Consider the following 26,709-nt stretch of genomic DNA (forward strand, 5'->3'; position numbering starts at 1 on the left):
GCTCGGTGCGCACCATGTCCGTAGCCCCCTCGTGCCGTCTGCGCGGCGTCAGCTGTGCCGGAGTGGGCGGATCATCACGGAGAACTTTGGCGAGTCCTCGAACGGTTGCTGCCTGCCGATCTCCTTGTACCCCCAGCTCTCGTAGACGGCCTTGAGTTTTCCGTCGCCGGCCGCCGGGTTCACCAGCAGCGTGACGCGTTCCTCTGCGTGTCCGGCGAGCAGTTCGTCGTGGAGCTGCTTGGCCACGCCGTGGCCTCTCCAGGGGGCGCGGACGCAGATCTCCTGGAATGCCAGGGTGCGGCTGCCGGTCTCGGTGGTGTAGCCGTCGGGGAGCGGGGTGAGCATCGAGGACCACCAGCCGGTGATGGGTGCGAGCGGGGTGCCGAAGCAGAAGCCCACCGGCTCCCCGCCGGGCGTGCGGGCGACGACGGTCTCCCACCCGGGCCGCTTGGCGTAGGCAAGCAGCCGCTCGTCGAACCGCTCGACCGTGTTGAACGGGCGGTCGAGGAGCCCGAAGTCCCCGCGGACTTCCACATGGAGGTCGAGGATCGTCTGGCGGACTTCGTCCACGTCGTGGCTGCGGCTGAACTCGATGTCAGGCACTCAGGATGTCCTTCCGGGAGGCGGTCCACTCTTGGGCGTGGGAGCTGGACGGGGCGGTGGCGATGAGGCGGGTGGTGAAGGTGCCCAGCAGGTGCTCGACCCTCCCGTGCACGGCGGTGGCGGGCACCGACTTCGCCGTGGCGACCGCGAGTCCCACCTCGCCTTGCTGGAGCTGTGCGCCCGCCAGGTAGGCGGTGGTCAGGGCCCTGTTGCGGACCATGCTGGGGCGCTGCAGCGCGAGCGCGTGGTGTGCGCGGGTTTCGGCTTCCTGCCAGCGGCCCATCTCCGTGTGGGCTTGGAGGGCGAGCAGTTCGATCTCGGCGCTGTCGTAGAACCGGGTCCAGCGGGGCCGTTGTTCGCCCGCGTCGGCGCGGGAGAGGTTTTTGCGGGCCTGGTCGAGGCTGCGCAGGACGTCGGCGCGGCTGCCTGTGTGGGCCTGGTGGAGGGAGAGCCGGGCCCGGGTCATCGAGGCGTAGAACGGATCGGTTCGGCAGAGCGGGACGGCGCGGGCGGCTTCGGCTGCGGCGGTGGAGTCGGTGTAGCGGCCCATCTGCCGGTACAGGGCGGCGGCGTGCCCCCACACGCGGATCTGCACGGCCTGGTCGCCGGCGAGCGAGGCGAGGGTGACGGCGTGGTGGAGGTGGGCCTGGGCGGCGTCGGTGCGACGGCCGTCGATGGCGGCCCACATCGCCGAGTCGGTAAGGGAAGCGGCCAGCGCGTAGAGCCGGGAGCGGACCCGGCCGCTGGCACTGCCCCGCTGCTGCATCTGCAGGGCCTTCTCGGCGAGGGCGGCGCAGCGGTGCTCGGTAGCTTCGGTGCCGCCGGAATGGTCGTCGGTGTCGATGGCCTGGTCGTGGAGTTGCTCTAGGCGCTCGACGTCGGCGGTGCCGATCCGGTGCGGGCTGCTCTTGGGGCGTGGTGGGATGACGCCTGCAGTGGCTGCGGCGGCTATGGGGGCGGCGACGAAGAAGGTGCGACGCTTCACGGCGTCCTCCGGGTGCTGCTGGTGGTGCCGGGCCGGCGGCACGAAGCCGAGGTCCGCTATGGGGCAGTCGAAGACCGTTTCGAGCGCGAGCGTGGTTCTCGACCGCGGTGTCCGGGTGCGGGTGAGCAGGTCGTGGATCGTGCGCTCGGAGTAGGTGCCGTGCCTGCCCGTGAGGCGCTTGAGCACCAGGTTCATCTCGCGCGCTAACTCGGGCCTGGTCAGGCCGAGGTCGGCCATGCGTTTCCGGAGGATCGCGTTCTCTCCCACTTGTCGAACGTAGCGAGGAACGGGTGGACGGTCGAGGTCACGAGAAGGTCAAAACTTCCTGATCGTCATCGAGAAGTAGGCGCGCCTTCTTCCTGACCCTGCGGTTGGAACCGGCGGTTGACTCCCACATGCGCGGCGGGCCGCCATCCCTGGGGATGTGGCCGGCGGTTCGCCGCCTCCCTGTCGAAGTCGCCATGCCTATACAGAGGAACCTCCGATGAGCCCGACCACCTCTCCCCAGACCATCAATCCGGCGCCTACCCGGACCCCGGTGTTCGTCTCCCACGCCGAGCCGCTGAAGAGAGACCTCGTCTACGACCACGGCGCCGCACAGGCCACCCTGCCCGTACGGGTCCGCTTCCGCGACGGCACGAGCGCCGAGACCGTCCTGGTCCTCACCCCTGGCCAGGTCGAGCTGCTGCACCTCCAGCTGGGGCAGGCGATCGACAGGCGGCGGGACGCGCTGCTGAAGGAGACCGAGGAACGCGAGGCCGCCGAAATCGCCCGCCGGGAAGGCGGTGCCCAGTGAGCGCCCGCCAGGATCTCGGACTCGGACATCAGGAGCACCCGTTACTCGGCCGCCTGGTCGTGGACACCACCACCGACCGCACCGGGGTTCTGCGCGCGATCGCTCCCGAGCAGGTCGAGGGCCCTGGCGGACGGTCGCGCATGGTGACACGGGCCTGGCTGGCCCCCGAGCATGGCGGACGGGAATGGACCGTCCCCGTGGACCGGATCACGGCGGCGAAACGGTGAGCACCCGGCATGCCCGCGACGACGACGCCATCGATACCGCGCACCCTGCCAGGGCCTGCCTGGCGCTGCTCGCCGTCGCCTTCGGTGTTCCCGTCGCCGTGATCCTGAACGGTCACGGCGGCGTGCCGCTCGACGATGCTGGCGCCGATCCGGCGCCGGTGGCCGTGCCGGACTCCGCGCTGGCGGACTGACTGCCCGGCCTCTCCCCTAGCCGCTTGTGAAGGGGTATCTATGTCTGTGATGCCTGAACCTCCGGTGACCGGCGAACCTCTTGGCCCCTGCGGCACCCATGCCGGCCGCCGGGTCGGGCTGGACGATGCGGAGGCGCTTCTGCGGCGCGTGCACGGCCTGCGCCTGGCCGACGACGTGCTCGCCGGAGGCGACCTGGTGGAGCCGTGCGTGCGCGAGCTGCGGCGCGCGGTGAACCTCTTCAACGAGACCTCCCACACCGAACCGGTTTGGCAGCGTCTGCTGGTCGCTGTCGCCGAGATGGCACAGCTCGCAGGCTGGGGGGCGACCGACACCGGCGGCCGGGTGGCCCCCGAGCCGCTCTTCCGCCTCGGCGTATCTGCTGCCCGCCAGGCTGAGGACGGCGCCCTGGCCGCCCACCTGCTCGGCTCCTGGGGCTACTGGGCAGCGAACACCGGCACCCCCCGCCGCGGCCTGAATCTCGTACGCGCCGCCGAGGCAGCGGCTGGCACCGATACCCCGCTCGTGGCGCGGTCGCTCACGGCGGCCCGGCTGGCCTGGACAAGCGCACTGGCCGGGGACGACCAGGGTGCCTTGCGGGCGATGGGGGAGGCGATGGAGCAGATCACCGACGCCGACCCCGATGAGGCTGCCGACCGGCTGTGGCTGTACTGGGTGGACGTCCCCGAGCAGGAGGTCATGGAGGCGCGGGTGGCCACTCAGCTCCACCGACCCTGGCGGGCCGTCCCGCTCCTGCGCCGCGTGCTGAGCGGATACGACCCGACCCACGTTCGCGAGTACGCCCTGTACACGTCGTGGTTGGTCACGGCGCTCCTGGACGCGAACGAGCTGGAGGAGGCGGCTGTTATGGCGAACCGCATGTTCGCCATGGCCGCCTCGGTGCCGTCGACGCGCGCGGCCGAGCGCGGCGACGTGGTCCTCGCGGCCCTGCGGCACCACTGCCGCGTGCCGGAAGTCGCCGAAGTCCTCGCCACGTGGGACGCCCCGCCCGCGTGACAAACGAACGCCCGCTCCAGCGAAGGAGCGGGCGTTCGTGCGGTCTGTGGCTAGGCGACCAATGTGGTGTGGATGCGTTCGCGGAGGTCTCGGACGGCCGGGATGGCGGTGTGGCTGCGCATGCTGGTGGCGAGGTCGCGCAGGGGGCCGGCGGCGCGGTGGGAGCTGATTTCCTCGGTGAGGTCGAGGGCGCGGTGCGCGGTTGCGCAGGCGCGTTCGGGGTCGTCCTGGCGCCATTGGGCGTCGGCCTGCCGGGCGAGGAAGAGTGACTGGGTGCGGATGCGGTCGGCGGGGAAGAGCGCGGCGGTCTGGCTGAACAGGTTCTCGGCGCGGGCGGGCTCGCCGAGGTCGAGGTGGGTGGATGCCTGGGCGCCCAGCAGTTCGGACCTGTCGAACCAGCCGACCCATTCGGGATCGTCGCCGGCGTGCCGGTCGGCGGTGGCCAGGAGGTCGGCGGCGCGGTCGAGGTCGGTGAGGGCGTCGGCGTTGTGCTGGTGGGCGCGGGCGCGGGCCCGGCGGGAGAGGAGCATCGCCTCGACGCGGCGGGTGCTGCGGCCTCGGGAGGCGGACAGGGCGGCGGCGGTCATCGCCTCGGCGTCGGCGGCGCGGCCGGAGTTGTTGGCGGCGATGGACCAGAACGCCAGGATGTGGCTGCCGAGGGCGGGATCTCCGCTCGCGTGGGCGGAGTGCAGGGCGGAGTTGAACAGGGCGTCGGCGCAGGTGTCCTTCAGATCGAAGATTGCCCAGGCGTGCATGCGGGTCAGGTCGGCCGCGGCGGCGTGAAGGCGGGCGCCGTGTACGTCGCTGTACGTGCGGTTCTTCAGCAGGTGCACGAGCATCTGCTGGCTTGAGGCGGTCTCCGTCAGAAGCTGGCCGCCACCATCGACATCGTCGGCGTGCCGCAGTTGCCGGACGCGGTCTTCGATGTGGGCGACAGCGGCCTCGCCCAGGCGGCGTCCCTGGGTGATCTGGCCGGCCGCCGCGGGGTCGGCGGTCAGCCACGCCCACAAAGAGGCCGTCAGGGCGACCCCGGTGAGCTGGGTGAAGTGCCGTCGCTGCATTTCGCTGATCTCCCTCCCGGACACTTCGTCGAGTGCCTGGATGGCGCCGGGTGCGTCCCAGCTGTGGTTGGTGGGCCGTTGGAGCGGGTCTAAGGCGAGCCAGCGCGGCCAGGGGAACTGCAGGACCGCATCGGCGGGGACGCCCAGCAGTTCGGCGATCAGGTACTGGGTGGGCAGGTCCGGCTTACGACCGCTTTCCCACCGGTAGACGCCGTCCTTGCCGGTGGCTACGTGCACGCGGCGTTCTTTGCCGAGATCGCAGATTTGCCGGGCGAGTTCTGGAGGCTTCCAGCCCCGCGCGGTTCGTGCCCGTGCCAGCAGATGCATCCCGGATCCCCTCCCGCTTGCCGCGCTGGGGCCGAACGTATCGACGGTAGCCGGGATATGAGGCTCTGCGGAATGGCCATCGAGGGTGCTCCTCGGGTGCTCTTGACCGCACCCGAGAAGCACCCTGCTTGCGGCTTCTTCCCGGCACGCCGGGCCGGGATGGTGATGCTGCGCAGACCGCCGACGGGCAACGGACCGGAGCGCCACAGGCCCGGATGTCTGTTCGTGACCGACTACCACGCACTTCCCACCTGCCCAGTGGGCACCCGAGAAGGGACTTCTTTCGTGGATCAGCACTTGCCCCGTCGCGAACGGCTGCTGACGTCATCCCGGCCCTTACCGGACTTCGATGTCGTGGCGGCGAGCGGCCCCTGGCTCCACTGCGCTGACGGCCGCCGGATCTTCGACGGATCGAGCGGACTCCTCTGCGTCAACGTGGGCCAGGGAAGCCGCAAGGTCTTCTCCCGCATCGAGGCGCAGTTCCCCCGTTCCTCGTTCGGGGGCGCCGCCGTCGTGCGGCCCCGCATCCAGCTGGAGCTGATGGACCGCCTGTGCCGGGCCGTGGGACGTCCGCAGGACTCCGTCGCGCTGGTCACCTGCGGAACGCTCGGCGTGGAGGTCGCCATAGGGCTGGCACGGAACATCGCCCGTGTCCGCAGCGGAAAGCGGCGCGGGGACATCCTGACGTCCAGCCTGAGCTACCACGGGAACAGCGCGCTCACCCTCGCGCTCGCTGGCAACCACGCCCGAAGGCCCCGCCCAGAGGACGGGCTCGGCCTCGGCCCGGCCTTCCCCGCGCCCTACCCGCCGACCCACGACCACGGTCAGCCGGAGCGTGCGTGCGATGCCTCGTGCGCCGACGAGGTGGCGAAGGCGATCGACAGCCGCGGTGCGGAGAACGTCGCCGCCGTCCTGCTGGAACCCGTCAACGGCACCACCGGCGGCGCGTACTTGCCGCCCAACGGATACCTCCGGCGCGTGTCGGAGATCTGCCGGGAACGGGACGTGCTCGTGATCCACGACGAGGTCCTGACCGGGCTGTGGCGCACCGGCACCCCCCTGGCCAGCGACCACTGGGACGGTGCGGCACCCGATCTGTGCATCCTGTCCAAGGGCCTGGGCGCCGGCTACACCCCGGTGGGAGCGGTCCTGGTGTCCCCCGAGATCGCCCCGCTGCTCCGGCGCCAGGACGCGGACCCTCTGCCCGCGATGGGCACCATGGCCGCCCACCCCCTCCAGGCAGCGGCCTGCCTCGGTGTCCTGGACGAGCTGGAATCCATAGACACAGGCGCCCTCCAGGCGCGCGGAGAACGCCTTGGGACGCTCCTGCGCCCCCTGACCGACCTGGCTGCCGTGCGGGACGTCCGAGGTCTCGGCCACCTGTACGGGGTGGAACTCGAGCCCGGACTGCTCTGGCCCCTGATGGAGGAGGCCGAGCAGCGCGGCGTCTTCTTCTACCCGTTCACCGGGGCCGGCCACCCGAGGAGCGAGGGCCTGGTCGTCGCCCCGCCGCTGACCTCGACGGACGAGGACATCAACTTCCTGGCCGCGACGCTCTGCGACGCGGTGACCGCCCTGGACCCGATGAATCAAGGAGGACCATCGTGTTCCTGCCCCACCCCGTGATCGACTCCCTCACCCCCGATCAGATCCGAGTGTGGAACGCGCATTTCTCCCGAGAGGCCGGTGGACAGCGTCGCCCGGCCATCGAGGAGGGCATCTGGAGGCGCACCCAGGACCCGGCCAACGCCGAGCAGTCCGGATGGAAGGAGGACGAGTCCGGCCGGCGCCGCGTCGTGCACTACCGCCTCCACTACGGCCTGGACCGGACCCAGCCGATGGAACGCCTGGTGCTGGAAGAGCTCTACCTGTACGTGTCGTGGCTGGCCCCGGCCAACGAGATCGCCGGCCACCGGCGCGAGGTGGAGAAGTGGCTCACCGACGGCCGGTGGAAGCCCACCGGCGACGAGGACGACTCCTGGCGCCGCGGCGACCTGCACGCCACGATCGCCGAGCACACCATCCACCCGCAGGACGAGCGGGCCAGCCGGGACACCCCCGCGGGGTTCACGTCGGTCGACGTCACGATCCGCTCCGAGGACTACAGCATCGCGCGGGCCGTACGGAACCTGCCCTGGGACGTGCTGGCCGGCGGCATGCGGGTCAAGGAACAGCGCGGCGACCCGGCCTACGCCGACGACCTGGCCGGTCTGCTGGAGCATCTGCCGTTCGTCGTGGAAGCCGGCTGCGGCATGAGCATCGAGGCCGGCATCCCGCCGCTGCACTGGCTGCACGAGGTCTACCGGGTCACCGCCCGCGCGGGCAACGACCTCACCCAGGGCTACGCCTTCACCCTCGCCCCGGCCTCCGACGTCCTGGTCAAGGAGTTCCTGACGGACACGGTCCGCAAGGTCGACGACATGGTGTCCATGTTCCGCGCCTTGTTCGTCACCGAACCGACCAGCGGGCACCGCGCCCTGAAAGCTCTCCACGACGCCGGGCACATGGTCGGCCCAGTGGCCACGCACAACTTTGACCGACTCTTCGCCCGCGCCGGGCTCCAGGAGGCGTTCATGCGCCGCTACGACCAGCGCACCCCGCACATGCCGTTCCCCGACAGCGCCAAGGCCCTGCTCGTCATCGGTCTGCACGCTGACCGGCGCGAGGTCCAGGCCCGTGCCCGCGAGCGCGGCCTGAAGGTCTTCTACCTCGACACCGAAGGCGTCACCGAGAACGGCGTCCACAAGCCGTACCTCATCGAGGGCGCCCGGGACGGCGACGTCGTGGTCCGCTCCGAGGCCACCCCCGCCCTGCTCCACCTGACCAAGCTCCTCAACGTGAACGTCTGAGCGAAATTCCGTTCGCTCCCGGCTCTGCTCCCGCATCGATAGCGTCGGCGGGGCACACCCAGCACGGTGTGCCCCCCTCGACAGACAAGGAGACCTGCAATGCGTGTTTCCGTCATCGGCTGTGGTCACCTCGGCATCCCGCACGCAGCGGCGATGGCCGACATCGGCCACGAGGTCATCGGCGTGGACATTGACCAGGCCAAGGTCGACCGACTCAACGCTGGCGAATGCCCCATCTACGAGACCGGCCTTCCTGAACTGCTCGCCCGCCACACCGCGAGCGGGCGCCTGCGCTTCACCACCAGCATCCGCGAGGCCGCGGAATTCGCCGACCTTCACTTCATCGGCGTGGGCACCCCCATCGACGCCGACGGCCGCTCCTACGACACCGGCCAGGTCTACGGCGCCATCCGCCAGCTCGCCCCCCACCTCAACCGGCCGTGCACGATCGTCGGGAAGTCCACCGTCACCGTCGGCACCACCCGCCAGGTCACCACCCTCGCCCAGCGCCTGGCCCCCGCCGCCGAAAGCGTCGACGTCGTCTGGAACCCGGAGTTCCTCCGCGAGGGACACGCCGTCCAGGACACCCTGCGCCCGGACCGCATCATCGCCGGCCTCACCACCGCCGAGGCGGAGAAGGCGATCCGCGCCGTCTACGCTCCCATCCTCGACGCCGGCGTCCCCATCTTCGTCACCGACCCGCAGACTGCCGAACTCGCCAAAGGGGCGGCCAACACCTTCCTCGGCCTGAAGATCTCCTACATCAACGCCGTCGCCGACATGTGCCAGGCCGCCGGCGGCGACATCGCCCAGATCGTGGAGATCCTCGGCATCGACCCCCGCATCGGCAGCGGCGGGATGCGGCCCGGCATCGGCTACGGCGGCGGCTGCCTCCCCAAGGACGTCCGCGCCTTCACCGCCAGCGCCAGGCAGCTCGGCGCCGACCAGGCCGCCACCCTCCTGCGCGCCGCCGAAGAGATCAACGAGGCACGCACCGACGTCGCCATGGACCTCGTCACCCGCGTCCTGGGGGACCGCCCCGTCGAGGGCGCCCGGGTCACCGTGTGGGGCGCGGCGTTCAAGCCCGGCACCAACGACGTCCGCGAGAGCCCGGCCCTGGCCCTGGCCCACGCGCTCCAGCAGGCCGGCGGCACCGTCACCGTGCACGACCCGCAGGCCGTCGCCACGGCCATGGCACGCAACCCCCAGTTCGACTACACCAACGACCTCCCCGCCTCCCTCGACGACGCCGACCTCGTCGTCCTGGCCACCGAATGGCCCGACTACCAGCAGGCCGACCCGCACACCCTCGTGGACCGCCCCGCCACCCCCCTGCTCGTCGACTGCCGCACCACCCTCGACCCCGAACCCTGGCGCGCCGCGGGCTGGGCCGTCCACCAGCTCGGCCGACCCGGCAAGTAACCGGAACCCTCGGGGGTGGCGATTGGAAAGGCTGGGGGTCATCTGTGAGCAGCGATGACGTGATGCTCCGTCGTGCCGGCGACGCCGACGCGCTCGGCGCGGCCGACGTGTGGCTGCGCTCCTTCACCGCCGCACTGCCGTCTGTGCGCTGCGCCCACGACGCCACCGCGGTACGGAGCTGGTTCTCGCAGGTCCTCGTGCCGCAGTACGAGACCTGGGTAGCGGTCACCGGGAACACGGCGGTGGTGGGCCTCATGGTGCTTCACGACGCGGAGCTGAAACAGCTCTACCTCGATCCAGCCTGGCGCGGGCGAGGGCTGGGCGACCGGTTCATGGCCCTGGCCAAGCAACGGCAGCCCGACGGGCTGGCGCTGTGGACGTTCCAGGTCAACCGATCGGCGCGACGGTTCTATGAACGGCACGGCTTCGTCGAGGTCGAGCGAACGGACGGGCAGCGCAACGACGAACAAGAGCCCGACGTCCGCTACGCCTGGCGGCCCCAGATCTAACAGCGGCGGAGGAGCGTGCTCCGGCCCGGGCAGTGGTCACCAGCCCGGCCGGAACTCGACGGTCAGCCGGGCCGGACTGGAAACGCGGACGGTTACGGCCGTCGCCGTCAGCCCTGGTGCGGCAAGCGGACTGTTCACCAGCATGGACGACGCAGGAGGTAGAACCGGCCCTCCACCAGCGGGTCCGGTCTACCGTGTCGCGCATGAGAGTGCTGATCATCGGTGGCAGCGGCTTCCTGGGAGCCGAGCTGGTCCGGCAGGCGACAGCCGCCGGACACTCCACGGCCGCGACGTACGCGACCAGGCCCGGAGGCCTCTCCCAGGCCGTGTGGTGCCCCCTTGATCTGCGGGACACGGGCGGCCTCGACGCCGTCATGGCCGAGATCCGCCCGCAAGTCGTCATCAACACCGCGAGCCGCAGGGCCGACTGGGCAGTGACGGCACTGGGGCCTGTCCAGCTCGCGAAGGCCGCGGCGCAGCACGGAAGCCGACTGGTCCATGTCTCCAGCGATGCCGTGTTCTCCGGTGCCCGGGTCCACTACGACGAGACCTGCCTCCCCGACCCCGTCACCCCCTACGGAGCAGCGAAGGCGGCCGCGGAGACCGGAGTCCTCGCGGTGTATCCGGAGGCAGTCATCGCCCGCACGTCGCTGATCGTTGGGGACGGGGGGTCCGTACATGAGCAGGCGGTGCACGAGCTCGTCGCCGGCACCCGCAGCGGCGTCCTGTTCACCGACGACATTCGCTGCCCTGTCCACGTCGCCGACCTGGCCGCCGCCCTGCTGGAGCTGGCGTCGAACGACGCGCCCGGCATCCACCATCTCGCAGGACCCGACGCGGTGAGCCGGCACGAGCTCGGCACCCTCATCGCCCGGCGTGACGGTCTCGACGCCTCCCGGCTGCCCGAGGGCCTACGGGCCCACAGCACCCTTCCTGGCGCTCTCGACGTGCGCCTCGACAGCCGGGCGACCCAGCGGAGGCTGACCACAACACTGCGCGGTGCTCGGCTGTTCTGCATGGCCACCGGCGTGACCGCCCAGCCCGTCGGCCCATAAGCCGAGGCCGCAGGACCTGCGCACGGTACGTTCATCGGGCGACCAGGAGGCCCTGCCCGGGCGGAGCCCCGTCGTCTACCGAGGGCGGGTGACGGCTCCAAGACCCTTCCAGCCGTGGCCGAGCCCGCGGCGGCGTCCCTTCCGGCTTGCCTCCTTGGCGGTCAGGGCGGCGGCGACTTGCTGCGCGGCTTCGGGGCTCATGCCGGCGGTGACGTGTCCGGAGTCCAGGGTGCGGGCGTAGGTGCTCGGGCCGTATGCGGTGAGCGCGTCGCCGAGGGCGGCGGCCTCGGTGGCCGCCGGCCCGGCGCCCCACTCGGCTTCCCGCGCCGAGGCGTGCGGGTGCTGATTGTCGGGTTGGGCGAGCAGGACGGCGAGGGCCTGGGCGTCGGCGGCCTCCAGGGTGACCGTGATGAGCGCGGCCCCGAGCTGGTAGACCCGCCCGGTAACGCGGTGCACGCTCAAGGCCCGCCGCAGCTCCGTCGTCGCCCCCGGCCCGCCGCGCACCGCTCGCCCGCCGGACGCCGGGGACTGGACCTGTTGTTCCGCGCGCTCGCGCAGCGCGGCGACGGCGGTGGGGATGAGAGCGAGGATCTCCGCGCTCTCCGGATCGCGCTGGGCCAGGGCACCGGCCAGGACCTCCAGGGCCGTCGCCACGTCCTCCACCGCCCCCGGACTCCACCCGCCCGGGACCGCCGTATCAGCCAGGGCGCACGCGGCGAGGACCACCGTGTCGGCGTGCTGCTCCAGTCCTGGCTTCTTCTCGGAGGCCAGCTCCCTCACCCACTCCGGTCTCATCCCGTCCTGCGCTCGCGGACGATGATCACCATGATGACGCCCGCCCAGGTGGGCTGGACAGTGCGGTGCGCACCGCGATGCACCGCACTCTGCGCGCCGGTGCGCGCACCGGCGATGCGGTGCACTCCCGCCACCGCACCGGTGCGCATCACGATGCGGTGCACGGTGCGCACCACCCGGAATGTGTGCACGTAGAGTGACGATGCGCGGGCTGATGCGGTCAGTCCTTACCCCTTGACCAGAGTGCGGCGCACCCGGTGCGCACCCCTTGACCAGGGTCGTCAGTGCGGGTGAATCCCCTTGACAACCCTCGCTAGCCGCCCGCATTGCCCCGTTATGCGTGCGCGATGCAGTGCACCAAGGGGAGAGTTCTCCCTCCCGCGCCCGGACCGCACATTGTGACTCTGTGTCAACCGGTGCGGGAGGGTGTCGCGCACTCCGGCGCCGGTCGGTGCACCGTCTGGAGGGAGTGCACCGCATGGTGCGCACCGGGGGAGTGCGCCGCACCGGGTGCGCATTGCCGGTGGGGGAGTGCGGTGCATCGTGCGCCGCGCATCGTGTTGGTGCGCACTTGAGTGCGCACCAACACGATGCCGGGTTCGGTGTCGTGGCGCGCGGCCGTCGCCGTACGGCGGCTCTACGCTCCGCCCGTGGGTCAGACTCCGGCAAACAAGGCCGCTAGGGCGGCGGGCGGGCAGCAGCCGAAGAAGAAGCAGTCCGGTAGGGCGAAGGGTGAGGCAGCAAGAGGGCGCAGGCGGCGAAGAAGTCGCGCGGCAAGCCGGCCGTGAAGAAGGCCGCGGCGAAGAAGGCGGTGCCGCTGCCGCGTGGTGCGGTCCGCGCCGCGTACCCGGGCACCTGCCCGGCCTGCTCCAAGGGCTACGGCAAGGGTGAGGTCATCACGAAGGTGACCGAGGGCTGGGGGCACCCGGGCTGCGCGCCTCGCCGGATGTCGGCGGCCGAGCTGGCGTTCGCACGGAACAAGGCCGCGATCGAGGCCGGGGAGACGTTTCGCTCCCGCAAGCCCTCGGACTGGCGGCTGGGTTCCTCCCCGTCCAGCACCCGCCCCGCCCGGTGAAGACGGCGGGCTACGGAACCCTCCGCACCCGACCGGGATGTTCTCGGTCACGGACAAACCGGCCGTGCAAGGGGTGGTCAAGGGGCATAACGGACAGCGCTAGCAGGGGTGAACAGACCGTGGTCAAGGGGTGATCCCGCAGGGTGGCGCCCGTCCCGCACGTGCCGGAAGCGCGCGGGACGAACGAACAGCCACCTACCCCGGGCTCCGCCCGGGAGAGAGCGAGGACCACCGTGCCCGCACCCGATCCCACCGCCCCTGCCCAGCGCCGCGCTCGTCCCAGACCCTGGAGCTGCGCACGCCGCCGCGATGTTGCCGCCCGCCCCGGCCACACACACCGCGCCCGGCGTTGGACAGGCCCTGGCGAGCCCCTGCTGCCGGCGCTTGCGTTCCCCCTGTCGATGCCACTTCCGTGCCCGGCACCCACCAGGCCCGCATTTCCCCTGGCCACCACGGTTTTCCGGGGCTGCGCCGGATCGTCACAACCCTCTTCTCTCCTCCTGGACCTGAAGGGAATGTCAGTGGTGGAGGAGATCATCGGGTCCAGGGGCCGGCGCCCGGCCGCGCGGACGTCGGGAGGGCGGATCTGATGGCGGGCAAGCGCAAGGCGAACGAGGCGGGATCGACCAACGACCTGCGGGCCGATGTGCTCCGCGTGCTCGGGGTGCTGAAGGTCGCCACCGCCGACCAGATCCAGCGGCTGTCCTCCCCGCACCTGGCCTTCCGGCATACCCTCAAGCCGACGGCGGCCAGGCGGAAGGAAGCGCGCACCGCCTCCCACCGCGGCGCGGCGAACGACCTGCGACGGCACGGCCTGGTCCTGGGCGGCGGCCGTACCCGGGACGGGGAGGAGGTCCGCATCCTCACTCCGGCCGGGCTGGCCGCCGCCGCGGTGGAGCTGGACCGCGCGCCGGAAGAGATGGGCGGCATACCCAAGGGCGTGGGCCGCTCCGGGGCTTCACACCCGATGACGGTGAACGAGACGGTCATCGCGATGATCCGCCCCAAGCCGAGCCTCTCCCTGGTCGCGGGAGAGCCGGCCGAAGCGCTCGCCGCCGCCCAGGGCGTTGTCGACGCCCCGGACGGCGTCGGCACCATCGCCTCCTACTTCACCGAGGTCGCGCTCCCGGCGAAGGGCACCTGGAAGAACCCCGGCCTGGGCAGCGCTCGCGCCGACATCGTCCTGACCGCGCCGGAGGCAGGGGTGCCGCTGCTGTTCATCGAGGCCGACAACTGCTTCGAGGACGCCGCCCTCATCGCCGCGAAGTTCGACAAGTACGCCCGGTTCTTCCGGCGGAAGGAGACGGACACCGACGGCATCGACAAGCCCCTGTGGCGCACCCGCTGGTCCGCACCCGAGTCGGAGCCGTACGAACGCGTGCACCCGCCGGTCCTGCTCGTCTTCCACCAGGTCGGCCCGCGCCCCGCCACCGGCCAGATGAAGAAGGTCGCCGCACTCACCCGCCAGCACTGGCAAGGCGCCCTGTACCGAGAGGACGGCTTCCACTCCTACGACGGCCGCATCCCGGTCGTGGCGACCACGCTGGAATGGCTGCGCGAGCACGGTCCGGCCGGGCCCGCGTTCTGGCGCTTCGGCCGCGAGGGCCGTCAGCCGCTGCTGGAGGCGATCGGCAACCCCCGCCGGGACGCCGCCCTCGCCCGACGCCGGGATGCCGCCCGAGCGGAGGAACGGCGCCGCGCGGAGAAGGAGGCTGCGGAGCGGGAGGCCCGGCGTCCCGTGTGTGCGGACTGCGGGCAGAAGTTCACCGACGAGCGGTGGAAGGCGATCGACTCCCGGGCCTGGAGCCAGCCCCGCGCATCCCACCCGCACCTGTGCGACGCATGCCAGAGCCGGACCATCGTGGCCGAGAAGGAGGCCGAAGCCGACGAGCGCGAGCGCCAGGAGCACGAGCGGCGGCGCCAGGAAGCGGAGGCGGAGCAGGCCGCGCAGAAGTCCGGCGGCTGGCTGTCCCGCTTCCGCACCTGACCCGGGCAATCCGAAGGCGACCCTCTGGCCCGTTCCCTGCGCTCGACCCGGTCGTTGGCCCGGGCATGACGACTGCTGACGTGACCGCGCTGCTCGCGCAGTACACGGCCCGCGCCTGGGAGCCGACTCCTGCCGAGCGCGCGTTCGCCGAGGACCTCGCTCGCGCCCAGACCTCGGCGGCCTGGCTCCGGATTCACCTTCGCCGACCTGCTCACCCCAGCCCTCACCGGCGCCGGGGTGGACGTCACCATGCAGCGAGGCCCGCCACCATATAGTGGCGGGCCTCTTCAGACTGCTTGTAGCAGCCGCAGCTTATTTACGGCTCGGCTTGGCGGGAGCGTGGTCAGGTGCCTTGGCGATGCGCTGAAGGCCTCCATGCTGTGTGAGCCAAGCGTTGAGGTGTGCGATTTTCTTCGGGTCGACGAGTTTGTTTTCTCGGCCGATGCTTGAGGCGTTGCCGTCGGTGTAGAGGGTGAGCTCTCCATCGGACCAGCGCACGACGGTGTCGTCGGGGTGGTTATTGTCGTTGAAGTCACCGCCGGTCACGAGGATGGCGTGCGTCCATGTTGTGTTACGGTCTTGCCATTTGTGTTCGTTCCAGGTCTTATCTCCGGTGAAGTCTTGATAGTTTGTCAGCTCTCCATCGGACCAGCGTACGGTGAGATCCCAGGTGTCGTTTCCGGTGTAGTCGCCGGACCCGATTTCTGTTGCGTACTTCCAGGTGGCGGCTTCCGGCTTGTTCGGATCGACGACCTGGATTTCTTTTCCGAGCGACTTTCCAGTGTTTTGGAAGAGGGTCAGCTCACCGTCTTTCCAGCGGACGACGATGTCGTCGGTCCAGTTGTTTCCACCGAAGCGTCCGGCGGTTACCGCTTCGGCATACTTCCAGATTCCAGGGTCTGCCAGCTTCTGCTCGCCATGGAATCCCTTTTCGTCGACGTCTGGGTAGAGGGTAAGTTCGCCGTCACTCCAGCGCACAACGATGTCGGAGTTGTTGTTTCCGGTGAAGTCGCCTGCGAAGACTTGAGTGGCATGATCTGCCCAGAATTGATTCTTTTTTTGGACGGTGAATTCTTTGTCGAAGTAGCGGCCTTTTCCGGCGCCACGGTAGATAGTCAGTTCGCCGTCGGACCACATGACGAACATGTCCATGCGGTCCTTGCCGGCTGCGCTGGGTGTGAAGTAGCCGTTGGCGATGTCTTTTGCGTGTGTCCAGGTGGAGGCCGGGGGGAGTACGGGAGAGGGGAGCTGTGTGCCGGCGATGGCTGCGTCGAGGAGTCTCTGGACGTCATCGTCGAAGTAGGAGGCGTACGAGATGTCGGGGGAAGAGCCGCCTGTCTTCCAGCCTCCGAGTACCCCTGCGAGTGCGAGGTGGTTTCCATCGCCTCTGGGTATGAGGAACGGTCCCCCGCTGGTGCCGCCAACGTAGCCGTCGCAGTGGACTTCGGAGAAGGTCCCTCCAGTCACCCCATCTTGATCGCCTGTTTCGAACTTCCGCATGGGTGTAGTGCATGTGAGCGGATTTTGTGTGGGCTTGTACTTGTCGCCGCCCGGGAGGTAGGGGTAGCCGATCACCGTGGTGTCGGTGTGGTTGAAGCCGGAGTTGAGAGCAAGCGGGATAGCGCCGACGACCTCCTCGAGTTTCTTGCCGTCGGAGCGGGGTTGCGTCTTGAGGAAGGCGTAGTCCAGACCGGTTGCCTTGTCAGCTCCGTAGATCAGGTACTCGGGGTACATGAACACATCGCCGACATTAATCGGGAACACTCCGAACGGCTTGGGGTCTTTGGCGCTGTGCTTCGGAACGAAGACCAGTCTCCGCTTCCGGTCATCCGAGTCGAAGCAGTGTGCGGCGGTGGCGACGATGTTCTTCCCTGGTGACGGCACGACAGTTCCTGCGCAGAATCGGTAGCCGTCTTTGGCGTCGGGACCTTGTGTCTCGTAGTAGAAGGTACCCACCTGAGGGATTCCCTCGAAAGGCTTGGAGGGAGACTGGATCAGTTCCCGCTTCGCTGGCGGGATCTTCGCGTCCCGGGCTTCCTGCTCCGTCGTGGGTTTCGCCTGGGCCATTCTCTCCGGCGTCCAAAATTCATCGAGCTCGCCGGCTAGGGCGTTTTCTGGTCGTTTTTCCGAGGGCGTGGGCGACTGCGGTGCCGGTGCCAGCGATTGGGCGGGGGCCTGCGAGGCAGAGCTTGACGGCCCGCTCTGCACGGGGGCCGGCGCCTTGCTGGGGAGGCTGGTCGACGGTGCGCTTGAGGGCGGAGCCGGTATGGGCAGCGGCCGCGCGATCTCAGCAAGCGCAGGTGAGGTGCTGGATAACGCTGCCGTCACACCCAGCGCCAAGGCGGGGAGCAAGGGTCTTAATCGCATGCGTTGCTGGTCCCTCCAACTGTGATCATCGAGATGATGATCATTTGCGGTTCCTGCGGATCAAGCTGGACGAAGGTATCTGCATCCGACATCCAGGTGCCATCTAGTTCGCGTCAGATCCGCTTGAGACGTTGTTGGCTGGAACGTAGGCCACGTACGGTGCTGCCATGAAGCAACAACCTGTGACAGAAAACGGATTAACGCTCTCCACTACCTGCGTCGCGACCCGTCGCTGGCCTGTCTGGATTTCGACGACAGCAACCGTCCTCGCCTGCCTATTTTCCCTCACGTCCTGCAGCGGCGAGGCACCTGAGCGCGACACTAAGGAATCGGTTGCGCCGAGTGATGAAGCATCCGAAAAGTCTCCGGCGGGGGGAGGCGAAGGAGGTGAAGAAACGCCAAAGTCAGCCTTCGCATCAGGCTTTAAAGTTGGCCAGGAAATACTTGAAAAGCATGGTAAAGGTGCAGCCGTGAGAGAGGTGTTGAACGGCTGCGAGCAACGCGCTAAGGAATCATCCACCGACTACCCGGCAGAGTGGGCAGCAGGATGCAAGAAGGGTGTTCAGACCTTCAAGGAGAGCTGACCCCACGTAATCTCTTGGGCGCTGCAGCTCCCGTTGACTGCCTCGGAAGCCGCGGAGTAGCCCGGGGTGCTTCCTTGACCGGTGACATGGAGCAACGCGCCTGAGGACCCGGGCACTGGCCGAGGGGCACGTGCAGACCGCTGGTGCCGGGCAGGTACAGGAGCCAGTACCGGTGGCGTGCGCAGACGCGCTGTTCGGGTGACAGGTACTGGCGTGCGGGCACGCGCCGACCAGTGCGGGCAGCGGTGCAGGCAGGACACGCCGGGTCCCATGAGGCGACGGCTTCCTCACCGCGCATCAGCCGCCCGCATCGCTCGTGCGGGCGACCGCCCCCGCGTGCCCCCGCCGGGCGCCGGACCGTCGCGCCCAGGGTCCCGGCCATGACCGATAGCGACCTCACACGGCGGCGTGCCCTCGCGCTGGGCGGCGCCGCGGCCGGTGCCGTCCTGGGACTCGGTATCGCCTCCTGCTCGTCTTTCTCCTCCCCGGGCCACGGCTCCCGCGCGTCGACGCCGGAGAGATCCACCGCGACTCCCTCAACCGGGGCTGGTGGGCCCAGTACCGCAGCGTCATGCCGTCGGGCATGGCCACCTTCGTCGGCCTGGAGAGCGGCGCCCGCCACATCCGCGGCTGGCAGCCCAACGTCGTCTACGGCCTGCTCCAGACCCAGCGGTATGCCCGTGAGATGCTGCTGGGGGCGAAGCTGGTAGAGGAGACCACGACCGAGTTCGTCGAGCGCACCATCGAGCTGCGCATGGAACGCAAGAACATCCTCACCCGCACCAGCAGCCCAACGGCACTATGGGTCGTACCTGCGAGGCCGTCCTGCGCCGCGTGATCGGCGGCGCGGACGTGATGCGCGAGCAGTACGAGGAGATCGCCCGCCTCGCCGCGCTCCACAACGTCACGGTCAAGATCCTGCCGATGGCCACCGCCACCTACCGCTCCAGCACCAACTTCATGCTGCTGGATTTCGAGACCCCGCTGCCCACCGTCGTCCAGAGCGACGGCGCCGAGGAATCGAAGGTCAGCGACAAGGACACCACGGTCTGGGCGTTCACCCGCAAGTTCGACGCCCTTCGGGCGGGCGCCCTGCCGCCAGGGGAAACGCCCGCCTTCCTGCACCGACTCGCACGAGAGACGACGGCACCGTGACCCACCACCGCACCCGCATAGCCCCCGACGTCGCGCCCGAGACCGCCTGGTTCAAGTCGTCCCACAGCCAGGAGAACGGCACCGCCTGCGTCGAGGTCGCCGACCGCACCCACGCCGCCGGCCACGTCGGCGTCCGCGACTCCAAGGACAAGACCGGCCCCGCCCTCCTCGTCACCACCGGCGCCTGGACCTCCTTCATCGCCGATGTCCGCTCCGGCACGCTGGACGACCCGACACTCTGACACCGCACCATGCTGCCGCCCCCCTCTCGGCCATTCCAAGAAGGGGGCGCGAGCAACCCGCACCAGTCCTGTCACCGTCTCGTTGGACCAGGTGTGACACTCCGGTGATCCCTCGCCAGAAAGGCCCCATAGCCCGTGCCTCGTCACACCGACGATCCACATCGTCATCGTCTGATCGCCGTCCTCACCGGGCAGCTGGCCCGCGCCTGCCCACCGGGCGGTGGAGGCTTCGGCGGCTCCTACGAACTGCGCCTTACCGACGAGGAGGTCGCCGACCTCGGCGGACTCGACGCACTCCGCCCCGCCCCTGACCAGCACGGGCGGCCGGGCCCGGCCGCCCGTGCTGGTCAGGGGCGGGGCGCGTAAGGGTCGGCGTAGGGCTCGACGGCCTGCCGGATCTTCTCCTGCGCGCCGGCCATGCGAGGACCTGGTGCGTAGTAACGGGAGCGTGCCCGGCCCTGGGCCTCGAGCCAGCCCAGGCGGACCAGCTCGCGGATGTCGCGGATGGCCTGCTGCTCGGACAGGTCGGCGTCGGCCTGGTAGACCGTGCGGCGGACCTTCGATCCCCAGAAGGCCGGCAGCAGTGCGTAGACCACGCGCTCATCCAGGCCGTCGCGCTCGGCGGCCTCGCCGAGGTGGATCCAGGCGCGGGAGAGCAGGTCGGTGCGGCGCTGGGCCTGCTGCGCCTGGCGGTGGTGGGCCTCCAGGCAGAAGCGGATCCATGGGTGGGTGTCGCGGTCGGGGGTCCATTTGGGGCCGCCGACCTGTTGCAGGACGCGGTAGTAGGCGTAGGTGTTCTGGGCCCGGCCGAGCCATTCCTCGATGGAGGAGAACTCCGGCGGCAGCAGACTCTCAGACTCCCGCGCGAAGACGAGCGTGGACACGGCGCGGGACATGCGCCCGTTGCCGTCCTTCCACGGGTGAATGTTCACCAGATTCAGGTGCGCCATGGAGGCCCGTACGTGGACCGGGGCGTCGAGGTCACCGGTGTTGAGCCAGTCGATCAGCTCCCCCATCAGGTCGGGCACGTCCTCGAAGTCTGGAGCGGTGTAGGCCGGGACCAGAGGATCGTCGGGGCTGGTGACGTAGACCGGGCCGTCGCGCCAGCGGCCCGGGATCGGCGCTCGGCCCTGGGTGTCAGCGCCGACACAGTCGCCCGCCGCTACCGCTGACCGGGCGCCGGGCCGGCGCGCCGTATCGGGCCGCCCGTCAGCTGCGCCGCGGGCCGGAGCGGACCGGCGGGCAACTCCGCTGCACCTGCGCCATTCCCCTATAAACCACTATATTGGGCAATTCTGGTTGGTGGTGGAAGCGGGCCCGGGACGTCCGCCCCCGGGCGCGGTGCGGGGTGGGGCGGGAGACTGGGTGGGTGAGCACTCCGAGCACCAACTGTGCCCTGGGGCGCGGCCGTCGCGCTCTGATCCCTGCCGACGGTGACACCGATCTGCAGTCGCCGGCGGCCCGGGCCCGTGCGGCGCTGGCCGCTGTCCAGACTGTGCCCGTCCCCCTGGTCGTCCTGACCGGTTTCGCCGGCCTGATGGAAGAGCTGGAAGCCCCCGGCGTTGCAGGGGGCGGAGAGTCGGTGACGTGGTGCAGGGCGCGGCGTCTTTGGCCGTCAGGTCGGGGAGCGGTACGTAGATGTGCACTCGTTGACGGTGGAGTCGTCTACTGGCGGTTTCCGGTGTGTGAGGCGCGTGTGACTGGCGGCCGCGCAGCATTTGCATGGCCCTGGTGGTGTCCGCCGGGCGGGCACGATGCCGCCGCGAACGCCCGCCCGGCGGGATCGGCCGTGAAGTTCCGGTGAACCCTCCCGCCTCACGGGATCACGCTTTTTCGCAGGTCAGCGCCGGTGTGTGCTGTGGCGATGCTGAGTGTCGCGAAGATCCAAAGGCGTAACGCGTGGCGGTACTACATACGCGGAGTCGCGTTCGGCGACGGCCGCCGCCCGGTCGGACAGTCATTGAAGGACGCCCAGGAGCTGGTCGGGCTCCCACCGGGACGGTGGCTGGGGCGTGGTCTGCGTGCGCTGGGGCTCGCCGAGGGCGGCCAGGTGTCCGAGCGTCAGCTGGAGCTGCTGTTCGGCGAGGGCCGGCACCCGGACGCCGACCGCATCGAGCGCGGCCTCCTGGACGACGGCGTCGATGCGGCCACGGCCCGTCGGCTGACGGTGCTGGGGCAGCCGATCGAGGAGATCGAGGCCCGCAAGCAGACGCCGCTGCTCGGCATGGACTTCACCTTCCGGCCGCAGGCGTCGCTGGTCGTGCTGTGGGCGCTGGGCGACGCTGCCACGCGCCGGGTCATCGAGCGGGCCCACGAGCGGGCCGTCGCCACGGCGCTGCGCTGGCTGGAGGATGAAGTTGCCGAGACCCGGTGGGCGTCAGGCCGCGGCCGCGCGAAGACACCCGCGCTCGTGGTCGCCGCCTTCCGGCACATCGACAACCGCGACGGGCTGCCGCTCCTGCACGAGCACTGCCTGATCCTCAACCGCGTCCAGCGCCTGGGCGCCGGCGGTGAACCGGTCTGGGGCGCTGTGGACACCTACCGCCTCTACCAGAACGTGGTGGCCGCCGGGACGCTCTACACCCTGGCGATGACGACCGAGGTGTGCGAAACCCTGGGGCTGGCGACCGTGTCGCGCGAGGTCACACCGGGCCTGCGTCCGGTCATGGAGATCGCCGGAGTGCCCGAGGACCTCATCAACTGGTCGGCGTCCCGCCGCCAGCGCATCGAGGACGCCCTGGAGGTGCTCACCGACCAGTACGTGAAGGACCACGGGCACCTGCCCTCAGAGCGCGGCCGTCACCAGCTGGGCTGGTGGGCGGCGCAGGAGACACGGCCCGCGAAGAAGAAGCCGAAGCCGCTCGCGCAGCTCCTCGCGTGGTGGCGCGCCTCCGCGATCCTCCGCTTCGGCCAGCAGCTCATCGACGGCCTCCTGGACAGGTGCCGGGCAGCCGGAGCGGCGATTCGGGCGCGGGTGGATCCCACCGTGGACGTGACGCTCGCCGCCGTCGACGTCGCCGCGGTCGTCTTCACCGTGCGAGAGAAGTTCTCCCGGCGCCACATCCTGGCCGAAGCGCGCCGGCACCTGCTGGAGACGCTGCGCGGCCGCGAGTTCACCCGCGGCCTTGACGACTACATCACCCACCGGGCCCTGCTCCGGTACTCCCGCCGCCGCACCGTCGCGAAGCCCGGCCGGAAGGCCCCGACGCCGGACCGGATCAGCTACACCGCCGACTTCCCGGTGCCACACCGGTGGTGGATCGCCCCCGCCGAAGGCACGCCGCCGCGGGAGTCCAGCCGCTACGAGCGAGCCCGTGTCGCCAGCCTTGCCGTGCAGAACGCGATCCGCGACGCCCGCATCCGAGCCGACACCGCCACCGCCAACGAGGCGACGACCTCGGCCGTCTCCGCACCCGCCGATCACCGCGACCTCGAGGGCGAGACGGCATCCGCTCCCCACACCGTCGACCACCCGGGCCGGGACGCCGCCCTGACCCCGGCGCAACGGGCCGCAGCCGTCCAGGCCCACCAGCAGGCCGCGATGCCCGAGGAGTACCTGGAGGGCCGCACGACCGACCCGGCGACATGGCTGCGCACACCAAAGAACCTGGACCGGCTCGCTGCCTTCACCCGCGCCGCCGACACCCGCCGCCGCGCCATGGAGGACCGAAAGGCTCCGGCCGCCGATCCGGCCAGTCCGGTCGACCAGCGCCGTCAGGAGCACGAGCAGCAGCGCCAGCAGCCCGACCCCGGCCAAGGCCAGGGCCTCCGGCCGTGAAGCGCCGTGCGGCCCGCACGGCGGGACGGACGGCGAAGTCACCGTGCCAGGCGCCGGGACGCGACCGACCGCCCACCCCCGAAGTCACCCGGGAGCGGGGGAGAGTGCCAGGGACTGCTCCTTCAAGCACGGAGGCCCCCATGGTTGCCCCGACCCCGCCGCACCTTTCGCCGGAGCAGCGCGAGCGCCTGGAGCAGCTCGCCGAAGCCGCCCGGCTGCGTATGGCGCTGTCTCCGTCACCGACGCCGCCACCCGCCCGGCACCGCTCCCGGCAGTACCCCGGCGGCCGGCCGAACCCGTGGCGCACCGCGCGGGGCCGCCGCCGGGGATGAGTGGACGCGATGGACTCCACCGCGCGCCCGTGCACGGAGGCGAGTGGAGACCACGGTGGTGCGGATCGAGCGCCTGGCTCTGGGTCGGCCTGCGTGTGGCGCCGCCCGGTCGCCTCGTCGGCGTCCTCGTCCCGGCGGCCGACAGGCCGCCGCACCGGGGGCCAGCTGGCAACGGCTCAGGTTCGTGATCGGCAATGAGAATGGCGCGTGTTATGTGTCTGTTTCGGATCAATCGGGGCTATTGTGTGGAGCGCGGGCCGGGGACGGTCCTGGGGCTTGCGGTCCGCCCGGGCGGACGTGCACGGTGCCTCGAGGGTGTGATGCCCGGTCCTCTTCCACGACCTTTCTCGTGCCGAGCGGCCCGTCTTCAGCCGGCCGCTGCCCGGGCAGCGTGCCGAACGGACCCGCGATGCCACACACCCGCGACGCCGCGCGCCGTCGTACCTGCGAAGAGCTGCTGGGGATCCCCACCGGCGACTTGCCGCGCAGCCCCAAGGGACTGCCCGCCCTGGACCCCGACACCTCGGCCGGCCAGCAGCGGTTCCAGGCCCTGCTCGCCACCTGCCTGATGAACGGCCACAGGCAGCAGCCGCACCCCTTCGACAACCCCACGCGCTGTTCCGCGATGGCCAGTATCTGCCTCTACCTAAACTGGATCGTCGCGCGGCCCGACCGTCTCGACGTTCACACCAACACCGCCTGCCGGGTCGCCTCCCGCATGATGCCCCTGCTCCACCAGGGCAGCCGCGTCTCCGGTATCCCCGGCCTGCGCCTGACCGGAATGGGGAACCGGCGGCTGCGGCTGTACCACCTGCCCACCGGCGCCCGAATCGACCTCATCGACTCCCGGAGCCAAGGGCGTCGCCGCGACTTCGGCCGCGTCCTGGCCTCGGAGACGCGATGGCACAACAACCTCGATGTCGAGCCCTTGTGGCGACAGCCGTCCCTGACCGAGGCGGAAGCCGCCCACGCCTACCGCTGGGCGCACACCCCGTGCACCCCACTGCGCAGCGCCCTCATGGTCCGTGCCACGGCCCTGTGGAGCTCGCTCCGCATCCGGCCGGCATGGGAAGAACCGACGCCGGGAGTCCTCCCATACCGCCTGGTCTGGAACGCCGGGCCCGGCACGCAGGAAGTCGCCGACTTCCTACTGCGTACGGAAGCGCGAATCCCTGGCGCCACGTACGAGCCGCAAGGCCCTGACCACGGCGTGCTGCGCCTGGAGAACGGAGGCGTCACCTTGGCCAGGGCCCCGCATTACACGTAGCCGCGTGCGACGGTGCATGTCGTATTCCGAGGCGTGGTCCTCAGCGCCGGCCTGGAGCTCGTGCCGGGGCCCGTGCGTCGAGGGAGGAACGCGTCCTTTCAGACGGCTACCGCTTCGCTGGCCTGTCGGTGGTGCTGGGGGAGAACGTGCTCGAGCCAGGGTGTTGGGGCTCCTGTAGCGGTGAGCCTCGTGTAGACCGTGGTGATGTCGCGGTCCTTGTCCGTGGAGCGGAAGCGGAAGCTGATACCGGTCGATCGCCGGGAGGAGGGGCTGAGCTCAATCCAGCACATGCGTTCGCGGCCGCCGTCGCAATCGCAGGGCCGGCATGCGCAGTGGCGGTGGTCGACGCGCAGCGGGAGCCCCCAGACGGGGTGGGTCAGGTACTGGATGAGCTCGTCGTGGTTCACGGGAACGCCGTGCTCGTACTTGAGCTCGAACTTCCAGTCCTCGCCGTCGAACCAGTACCTCAGGCAGTAGGCGTTGGACACGGTATGGAACAGGCCGATGCGGCGCAGGAGCCCGCTTCCCAGCCAGGCGCTGCGGCTCAGGATGTGCTGCCATGTCGGGTGTTCGGCGCGGAAAGCGGCCTCTGACTCGCTCAGGCCGGTGTGCTCCCACAGGGGAGCAAGCCCGTCCTCGCCGCACGCAGCGCGATGGTCGGCCAGGAGCGTGCGCCACCGCGCGGGCGGCGGCCCGGCCAGGGTGGCGGAAGCGTCGCTGTCGGCCATGCCGAGGTGCAGACCGTGGTGGTCGATGCCACGCAGACGGATACCCGGGACGCCGTAGGGGTTCTCGTCGCTGTGGGTGTTCTGGGTGGGCAGCAGCCGGGCCAGGCTGTGCTCTGCCAGGGGACGGCCGGGCTGGCCGATGTACGGGTCGAGGTGGACCGTCAGGTGATCGCGTTGCGGATGCACCGAGTGGATTCCGGCGGGATGGGCGCAGTAGTCGGCGGTGCCGCCGATGTGTTCGAAGAGCGCAGCCTCCAGCAGCGCCTGCTCCCCGGTCACTTCCGGGATCGGTGTCGCCGGCCGAGCCGTGCTCAGGAACTGGTGCTCGCTCTGGTGCCCGCGCCCCGTACACCGTGCACGGTAGCGGGCTTGCTGGGTGAGGCTGTTGCCGTGACTCATCTGGAGCTCCTGGTTCGCGTGTCGCATGCCGCCACCGACCCCGGCACGCCCAGGTGAGACAGACGAGAGGGATTGCACGAGTGCTTCTGGGGCGGGGCTTGGCTCCTTCTCCCCCTCTATGGGCCAGCCGGGTCGGGCGGCGGCCAGGAGGAGGGACCTCCCCTGAGGCCCACTAGCACCAGCATGCCCTGTTATATGGTGTTTTGCGTGTTCTAGGTTTTTGGGGAGTGTCTCTGTAGCTCTCAACTCCACTTCGTTGTCCACAGCGGCCCAGCTCCGTGCGTAACTCTGTCCACAGGGGAATCGTCGTAGAACCGTCGTGTCCGCTTCCGGGTGTGAGGTGCCCGGACGCACACCGAAAGGGCACGACCGATGGCGCAGACGAAGCTCGACAAGCAGATTGAGGAGACCGTCGAAACCCTTGTGCTCGGCATCGGCCGCATCCTGGCCGGCCAGGACTTGGACGGCGTCAAGCGGACCGACGCCACCTTCTGGCGGCCGGGCACCCGCGTCCTGCCGAAAGTGGAGGGCCGCGTACGCCGCCGTTCCTACCGGGCTGGCTGGCAGCGCCTGGCCCACCGACTTCCTTGCCGACGCCTGGAATACCGCCCCGGCCCTGTCGTCCACGGCCACCCCTGAGCCCTCCCCGGCCGCCGAACCGGCCGACACCATCACCACGGTGGCGACGCCGCCGGCGGGCCCGGACGACACCGTGGTCGGGCTGCGCGAGGCCCACGAACACCACCTGCCGGCCATCACCCTCGCCGCTCTGCGCTACGCCCGCCAGAACGACCCGACCTTCCCGGGTTCGGCGGGCAAGCGCGGTGCCGAACTCCTCTACCGCGTCGGTGACCTCAAGCGCTGGGCCCGCAACCGGCCCCGCGCCGGCTCCGGCACCACCGACCTGGACTGACCTGCCCCGGCGGTGGGCAGATCCCTCTCGTCATGGGGAAGATCAGA

General features: G+C 70.2%; 29 protein-coding genes. 21 read left to right on the plus strand and 8 right to left on the minus strand.

Annotation, left to right across the window (positions count from 1 at the left end):
- Positions 1–48 precede the first annotated feature (48 nt).
- Positions 49–603, minus strand: coding sequence for an N-acetyltransferase family protein (locus AC07BS_RS29500; protein ID WP_478935032.1), 555 nt, complete (start codon positions 601–603; stop codon positions 49–51).
- Positions 596–1,855: a hypothetical protein gene (locus AC07BS_RS29505; RefSeq protein ID WP_478935033.1), complete on the minus strand. Its 1,260-nt coding sequence runs from the start codon at positions 1,853–1,855 to the stop codon at positions 596–598. The genes AC07BS_RS29500 and AC07BS_RS29505 overlap by 8 nt, the downstream gene beginning before the upstream one ends.
- Positions 1,856–2,072: 217 nt before the next feature.
- On the opposite strand from AC07BS_RS29505, the gene AC07BS_RS29510 reads away from it, so the two are divergent.
- The 4 genes from AC07BS_RS29510 to AC07BS_RS29525 are packed head-to-tail and all read left to right on the plus strand — an operon-like array spanning position 2,073 to position 3,817.
- Positions 2,073–2,384, plus strand: coding sequence for a hypothetical protein (locus tag AC07BS_RS29510; protein WP_478935034.1), 312 nt, complete (start codon positions 2,073–2,075; stop codon positions 2,382–2,384).
- Entirely contained in the window at positions 2,381–2,611 is a 231-nt protein-coding gene (locus AC07BS_RS29515; protein ID WP_478935035.1) for a hypothetical protein, read from the plus strand. The genes AC07BS_RS29510 and AC07BS_RS29515 overlap by 4 nt, the downstream gene beginning before the upstream one ends.
- On the plus strand, positions 2,608–2,802 hold the full coding sequence (locus tag AC07BS_RS29520; protein WP_478935036.1) for a hypothetical protein: 195 nt from the start codon (positions 2,608–2,610) through the stop codon (positions 2,800–2,802). The genes AC07BS_RS29515 and AC07BS_RS29520 overlap by 4 nt, the downstream gene beginning before the upstream one ends.
- Before the next feature lie 49 nt (positions 2,803–2,851).
- Complete coding sequence (locus tag AC07BS_RS29525; protein WP_478935037.1) at positions 2,852–3,817, plus strand: transcriptional regulator; 966 nt, start codon at positions 2,852–2,854, stop codon at positions 3,815–3,817.
- A gap of 50 nt (positions 3,818–3,867) precedes the next feature.
- On the opposite strand, the gene AC07BS_RS29530 is transcribed toward AC07BS_RS29525, so the two are convergent.
- Positions 3,868–5,115: an XRE family transcriptional regulator gene (locus AC07BS_RS29530; protein WP_478935038.1), complete on the minus strand. Its 1,248-nt coding sequence runs from the start codon at positions 5,113–5,115 to the stop codon at positions 3,868–3,870.
- A gap of 375 nt (positions 5,116–5,490) precedes the next feature.
- Here AC07BS_RS29530 and AC07BS_RS29535 point away from each other — a divergent pair, with 375 nt between their 5' ends.
- From AC07BS_RS29535 to AC07BS_RS29555, 5 genes are all read left to right on the plus strand, one after another.
- Complete coding sequence (locus AC07BS_RS29535) at positions 5,491–6,831, plus strand: aminotransferase class III-fold pyridoxal phosphate-dependent enzyme (RefSeq protein WP_478935039.1); 1,341 nt, start codon at positions 5,491–5,493, stop codon at positions 6,829–6,831.
- On the plus strand, positions 6,810–8,054 hold the full coding sequence (locus AC07BS_RS29540) for an SIR2 family protein (protein ID WP_478935040.1): 1,245 nt from the start codon (positions 6,810–6,812) through the stop codon (positions 8,052–8,054). The genes AC07BS_RS29535 and AC07BS_RS29540 overlap by 22 nt, the downstream gene beginning before the upstream one ends.
- A gap of 99 nt (positions 8,055–8,153) precedes the next feature.
- Positions 8,154–9,476, plus strand: coding sequence for a UDP-glucose dehydrogenase family protein (locus tag AC07BS_RS29545; protein WP_478935041.1), 1,323 nt, complete (start codon positions 8,154–8,156; stop codon positions 9,474–9,476).
- 44 nt (positions 9,477–9,520) lie between these two features.
- Positions 9,521–9,985 carry a GNAT family N-acetyltransferase gene (locus tag AC07BS_RS29550; RefSeq protein ID WP_478935042.1) on the plus strand — a complete coding sequence of 155 codons (465 nt, stop codon included), beginning with the start codon at positions 9,521–9,523 and terminating at the stop codon, positions 9,983–9,985.
- Between the two features lie 203 nt (positions 9,986–10,188).
- The gene (locus AC07BS_RS29555) at positions 10,189–11,040 is read left to right on the plus strand and encodes an SDR family oxidoreductase (RefSeq protein ID WP_478935043.1); all 852 of its coding nucleotides are present in this window, start codon (positions 10,189–10,191) and stop codon (positions 11,038–11,040) included.
- A gap of 75 nt (positions 11,041–11,115) precedes the next feature.
- Here the strand turns inward: AC07BS_RS29555 and AC07BS_RS29560 are convergent, their stop codons facing one another.
- Complete coding sequence (locus AC07BS_RS29560; RefSeq protein ID WP_478935044.1) at positions 11,116–11,820, minus strand: hypothetical protein; 705 nt, start codon at positions 11,818–11,820, stop codon at positions 11,116–11,118.
- Positions 11,821–11,831: 11 nt separating this feature from the next.
- Entirely contained in the window at positions 11,832–12,008 is a 177-nt protein-coding gene (locus AC07BS_RS29565; protein ID WP_478935045.1) for a hypothetical protein, read from the minus strand.
- Positions 12,009–12,619: 611 nt separating this feature from the next.
- Here AC07BS_RS29565 and AC07BS_RS29570 point away from each other — a divergent pair.
- Together AC07BS_RS29570 and AC07BS_RS29575 are read left to right on the plus strand one after the other, a co-directional pair.
- On the plus strand, positions 12,620–12,910 hold the full coding sequence (locus AC07BS_RS29570; RefSeq protein WP_478935046.1) for a hypothetical protein: 291 nt from the start codon (positions 12,620–12,622) through the stop codon (positions 12,908–12,910).
- 589 nt (positions 12,911–13,499) lie between these two features.
- Positions 13,500–14,897 (plus strand): replication-relaxation family protein, encoded by a 1,398-nt coding sequence (locus AC07BS_RS29575; protein WP_478935047.1) that lies wholly within the window; start codon positions 13,500–13,502, stop codon positions 14,895–14,897.
- Between the two features lie 312 nt (positions 14,898–15,209).
- On the opposite strand, the gene AC07BS_RS29580 is transcribed toward AC07BS_RS29575, so the two are convergent.
- The gene (locus AC07BS_RS29580; RefSeq protein WP_478935048.1) at positions 15,210–17,105 is read right to left on the minus strand and encodes a trypsin-like serine peptidase; all 1,896 of its coding nucleotides are present in this window, start codon (positions 17,103–17,105) and stop codon (positions 15,210–15,212) included.
- A gap of 326 nt (positions 17,106–17,431) precedes the next feature.
- Here AC07BS_RS29580 and AC07BS_RS29585 point away from each other — a divergent pair, with 326 nt between their 5' ends.
- The 5 genes from AC07BS_RS29585 to AC07BS_RS29605 all read left to right on the plus strand — a co-directional run bounded on the left by AC07BS_RS29585 (position 17,432) and on the right by AC07BS_RS29605 (position 19,611).
- On the plus strand, positions 17,432–17,848 hold the full coding sequence (locus AC07BS_RS29585) for a hypothetical protein (RefSeq protein ID WP_478935049.1): 417 nt from the start codon (positions 17,432–17,434) through the stop codon (positions 17,846–17,848).
- A gap of 571 nt (positions 17,849–18,419) precedes the next feature.
- Positions 18,420–18,686: a Scr1 family TA system antitoxin-like transcriptional regulator gene (locus tag AC07BS_RS29590; protein ID WP_478935050.1), complete on the plus strand. Its 267-nt coding sequence runs from the start codon at positions 18,420–18,422 to the stop codon at positions 18,684–18,686.
- Complete coding sequence (locus tag AC07BS_RS29595) at positions 18,650–19,003, plus strand: Scr1 family TA system antitoxin-like transcriptional regulator (protein WP_478935051.1); 354 nt, start codon at positions 18,650–18,652, stop codon at positions 19,001–19,003. The genes AC07BS_RS29590 and AC07BS_RS29595 overlap by 37 nt, the downstream gene beginning before the upstream one ends.
- Positions 19,000–19,245 carry a DUF397 domain-containing protein gene (locus AC07BS_RS29600; RefSeq protein WP_478935052.1) on the plus strand — a complete coding sequence of 82 codons (246 nt, stop codon included), beginning with the start codon at positions 19,000–19,002 and terminating at the stop codon, positions 19,243–19,245. Before AC07BS_RS29595 ends, AC07BS_RS29600 begins: the two co-directional genes overlap by 4 nt.
- A 135-nt stretch (positions 19,246–19,380) precedes the next feature.
- The gene (locus AC07BS_RS29605; RefSeq protein WP_478935053.1) at positions 19,381–19,611 is read left to right on the plus strand and encodes a hypothetical protein; all 231 of its coding nucleotides are present in this window, start codon (positions 19,381–19,383) and stop codon (positions 19,609–19,611) included.
- On the opposite strand, the gene AC07BS_RS29610 is transcribed toward AC07BS_RS29605, so the two are convergent.
- Positions 19,593–20,519 carry a Fic family protein gene (locus AC07BS_RS29610; RefSeq protein WP_478935066.1) on the minus strand — a complete coding sequence of 309 codons (927 nt, stop codon included), beginning with the start codon at positions 20,517–20,519 and terminating at the stop codon, positions 19,593–19,595. The genes AC07BS_RS29605 and AC07BS_RS29610 overlap by 19 nt on opposite strands.
- Positions 20,520–21,109: 590 nt before the next feature.
- Here AC07BS_RS29610 and mobF point away from each other — a divergent pair.
- The 3 genes from mobF (at position 21,110) to AC07BS_RS29625 (ending at position 24,622) form a co-directional block, all read left to right on the plus strand.
- Positions 21,110–23,023, plus strand: coding sequence for a MobF family relaxase (mobF, locus tag AC07BS_RS29615; RefSeq protein WP_478935054.1), 1,914 nt, complete (start codon positions 21,110–21,112; stop codon positions 23,021–23,023).
- 140 nt (positions 23,024–23,163) lie between these two features.
- A complete protein-coding gene (locus AC07BS_RS29620; RefSeq protein ID WP_478935055.1) occupies positions 23,164–23,355 on the plus strand; it encodes a hypothetical protein in 192 nt (63 codons plus the stop codon).
- A 409-nt stretch (positions 23,356–23,764) separates the two neighbouring features.
- On the plus strand, positions 23,765–24,622 hold the full coding sequence (locus AC07BS_RS29625) for a hypothetical protein (protein ID WP_478935056.1): 858 nt from the start codon (positions 23,765–23,767) through the stop codon (positions 24,620–24,622).
- A gap of 98 nt (positions 24,623–24,720) precedes the next feature.
- On the opposite strand, the gene AC07BS_RS29630 is transcribed toward AC07BS_RS29625, so the two are convergent.
- Positions 24,721–25,749 (minus strand): hypothetical protein, encoded by a 1,029-nt coding sequence (locus tag AC07BS_RS29630; protein ID WP_478935057.1) that lies wholly within the window; start codon positions 25,747–25,749, stop codon positions 24,721–24,723.
- Between the two features lie 372 nt (positions 25,750–26,121).
- Between AC07BS_RS29630 and AC07BS_RS29635 the strand changes: the two genes are divergently transcribed.
- Together AC07BS_RS29635 and AC07BS_RS29640 are read left to right on the plus strand one after the other, a co-directional pair.
- A complete protein-coding gene (locus AC07BS_RS29635; protein WP_478935058.1) occupies positions 26,122–26,388 on the plus strand; it encodes a hypothetical protein in 267 nt (88 codons plus the stop codon).
- A gap of 40 nt (positions 26,389–26,428) precedes the next feature.
- Positions 26,429–26,662, plus strand: coding sequence for a hypothetical protein (locus AC07BS_RS29640; protein WP_478935059.1), 234 nt, complete (start codon positions 26,429–26,431; stop codon positions 26,660–26,662).
- Positions 26,663–26,709 lie beyond the last annotated feature (47 nt).

This window comes from Streptomyces sp. NPDC044063, from assembly GCF_056434285.1.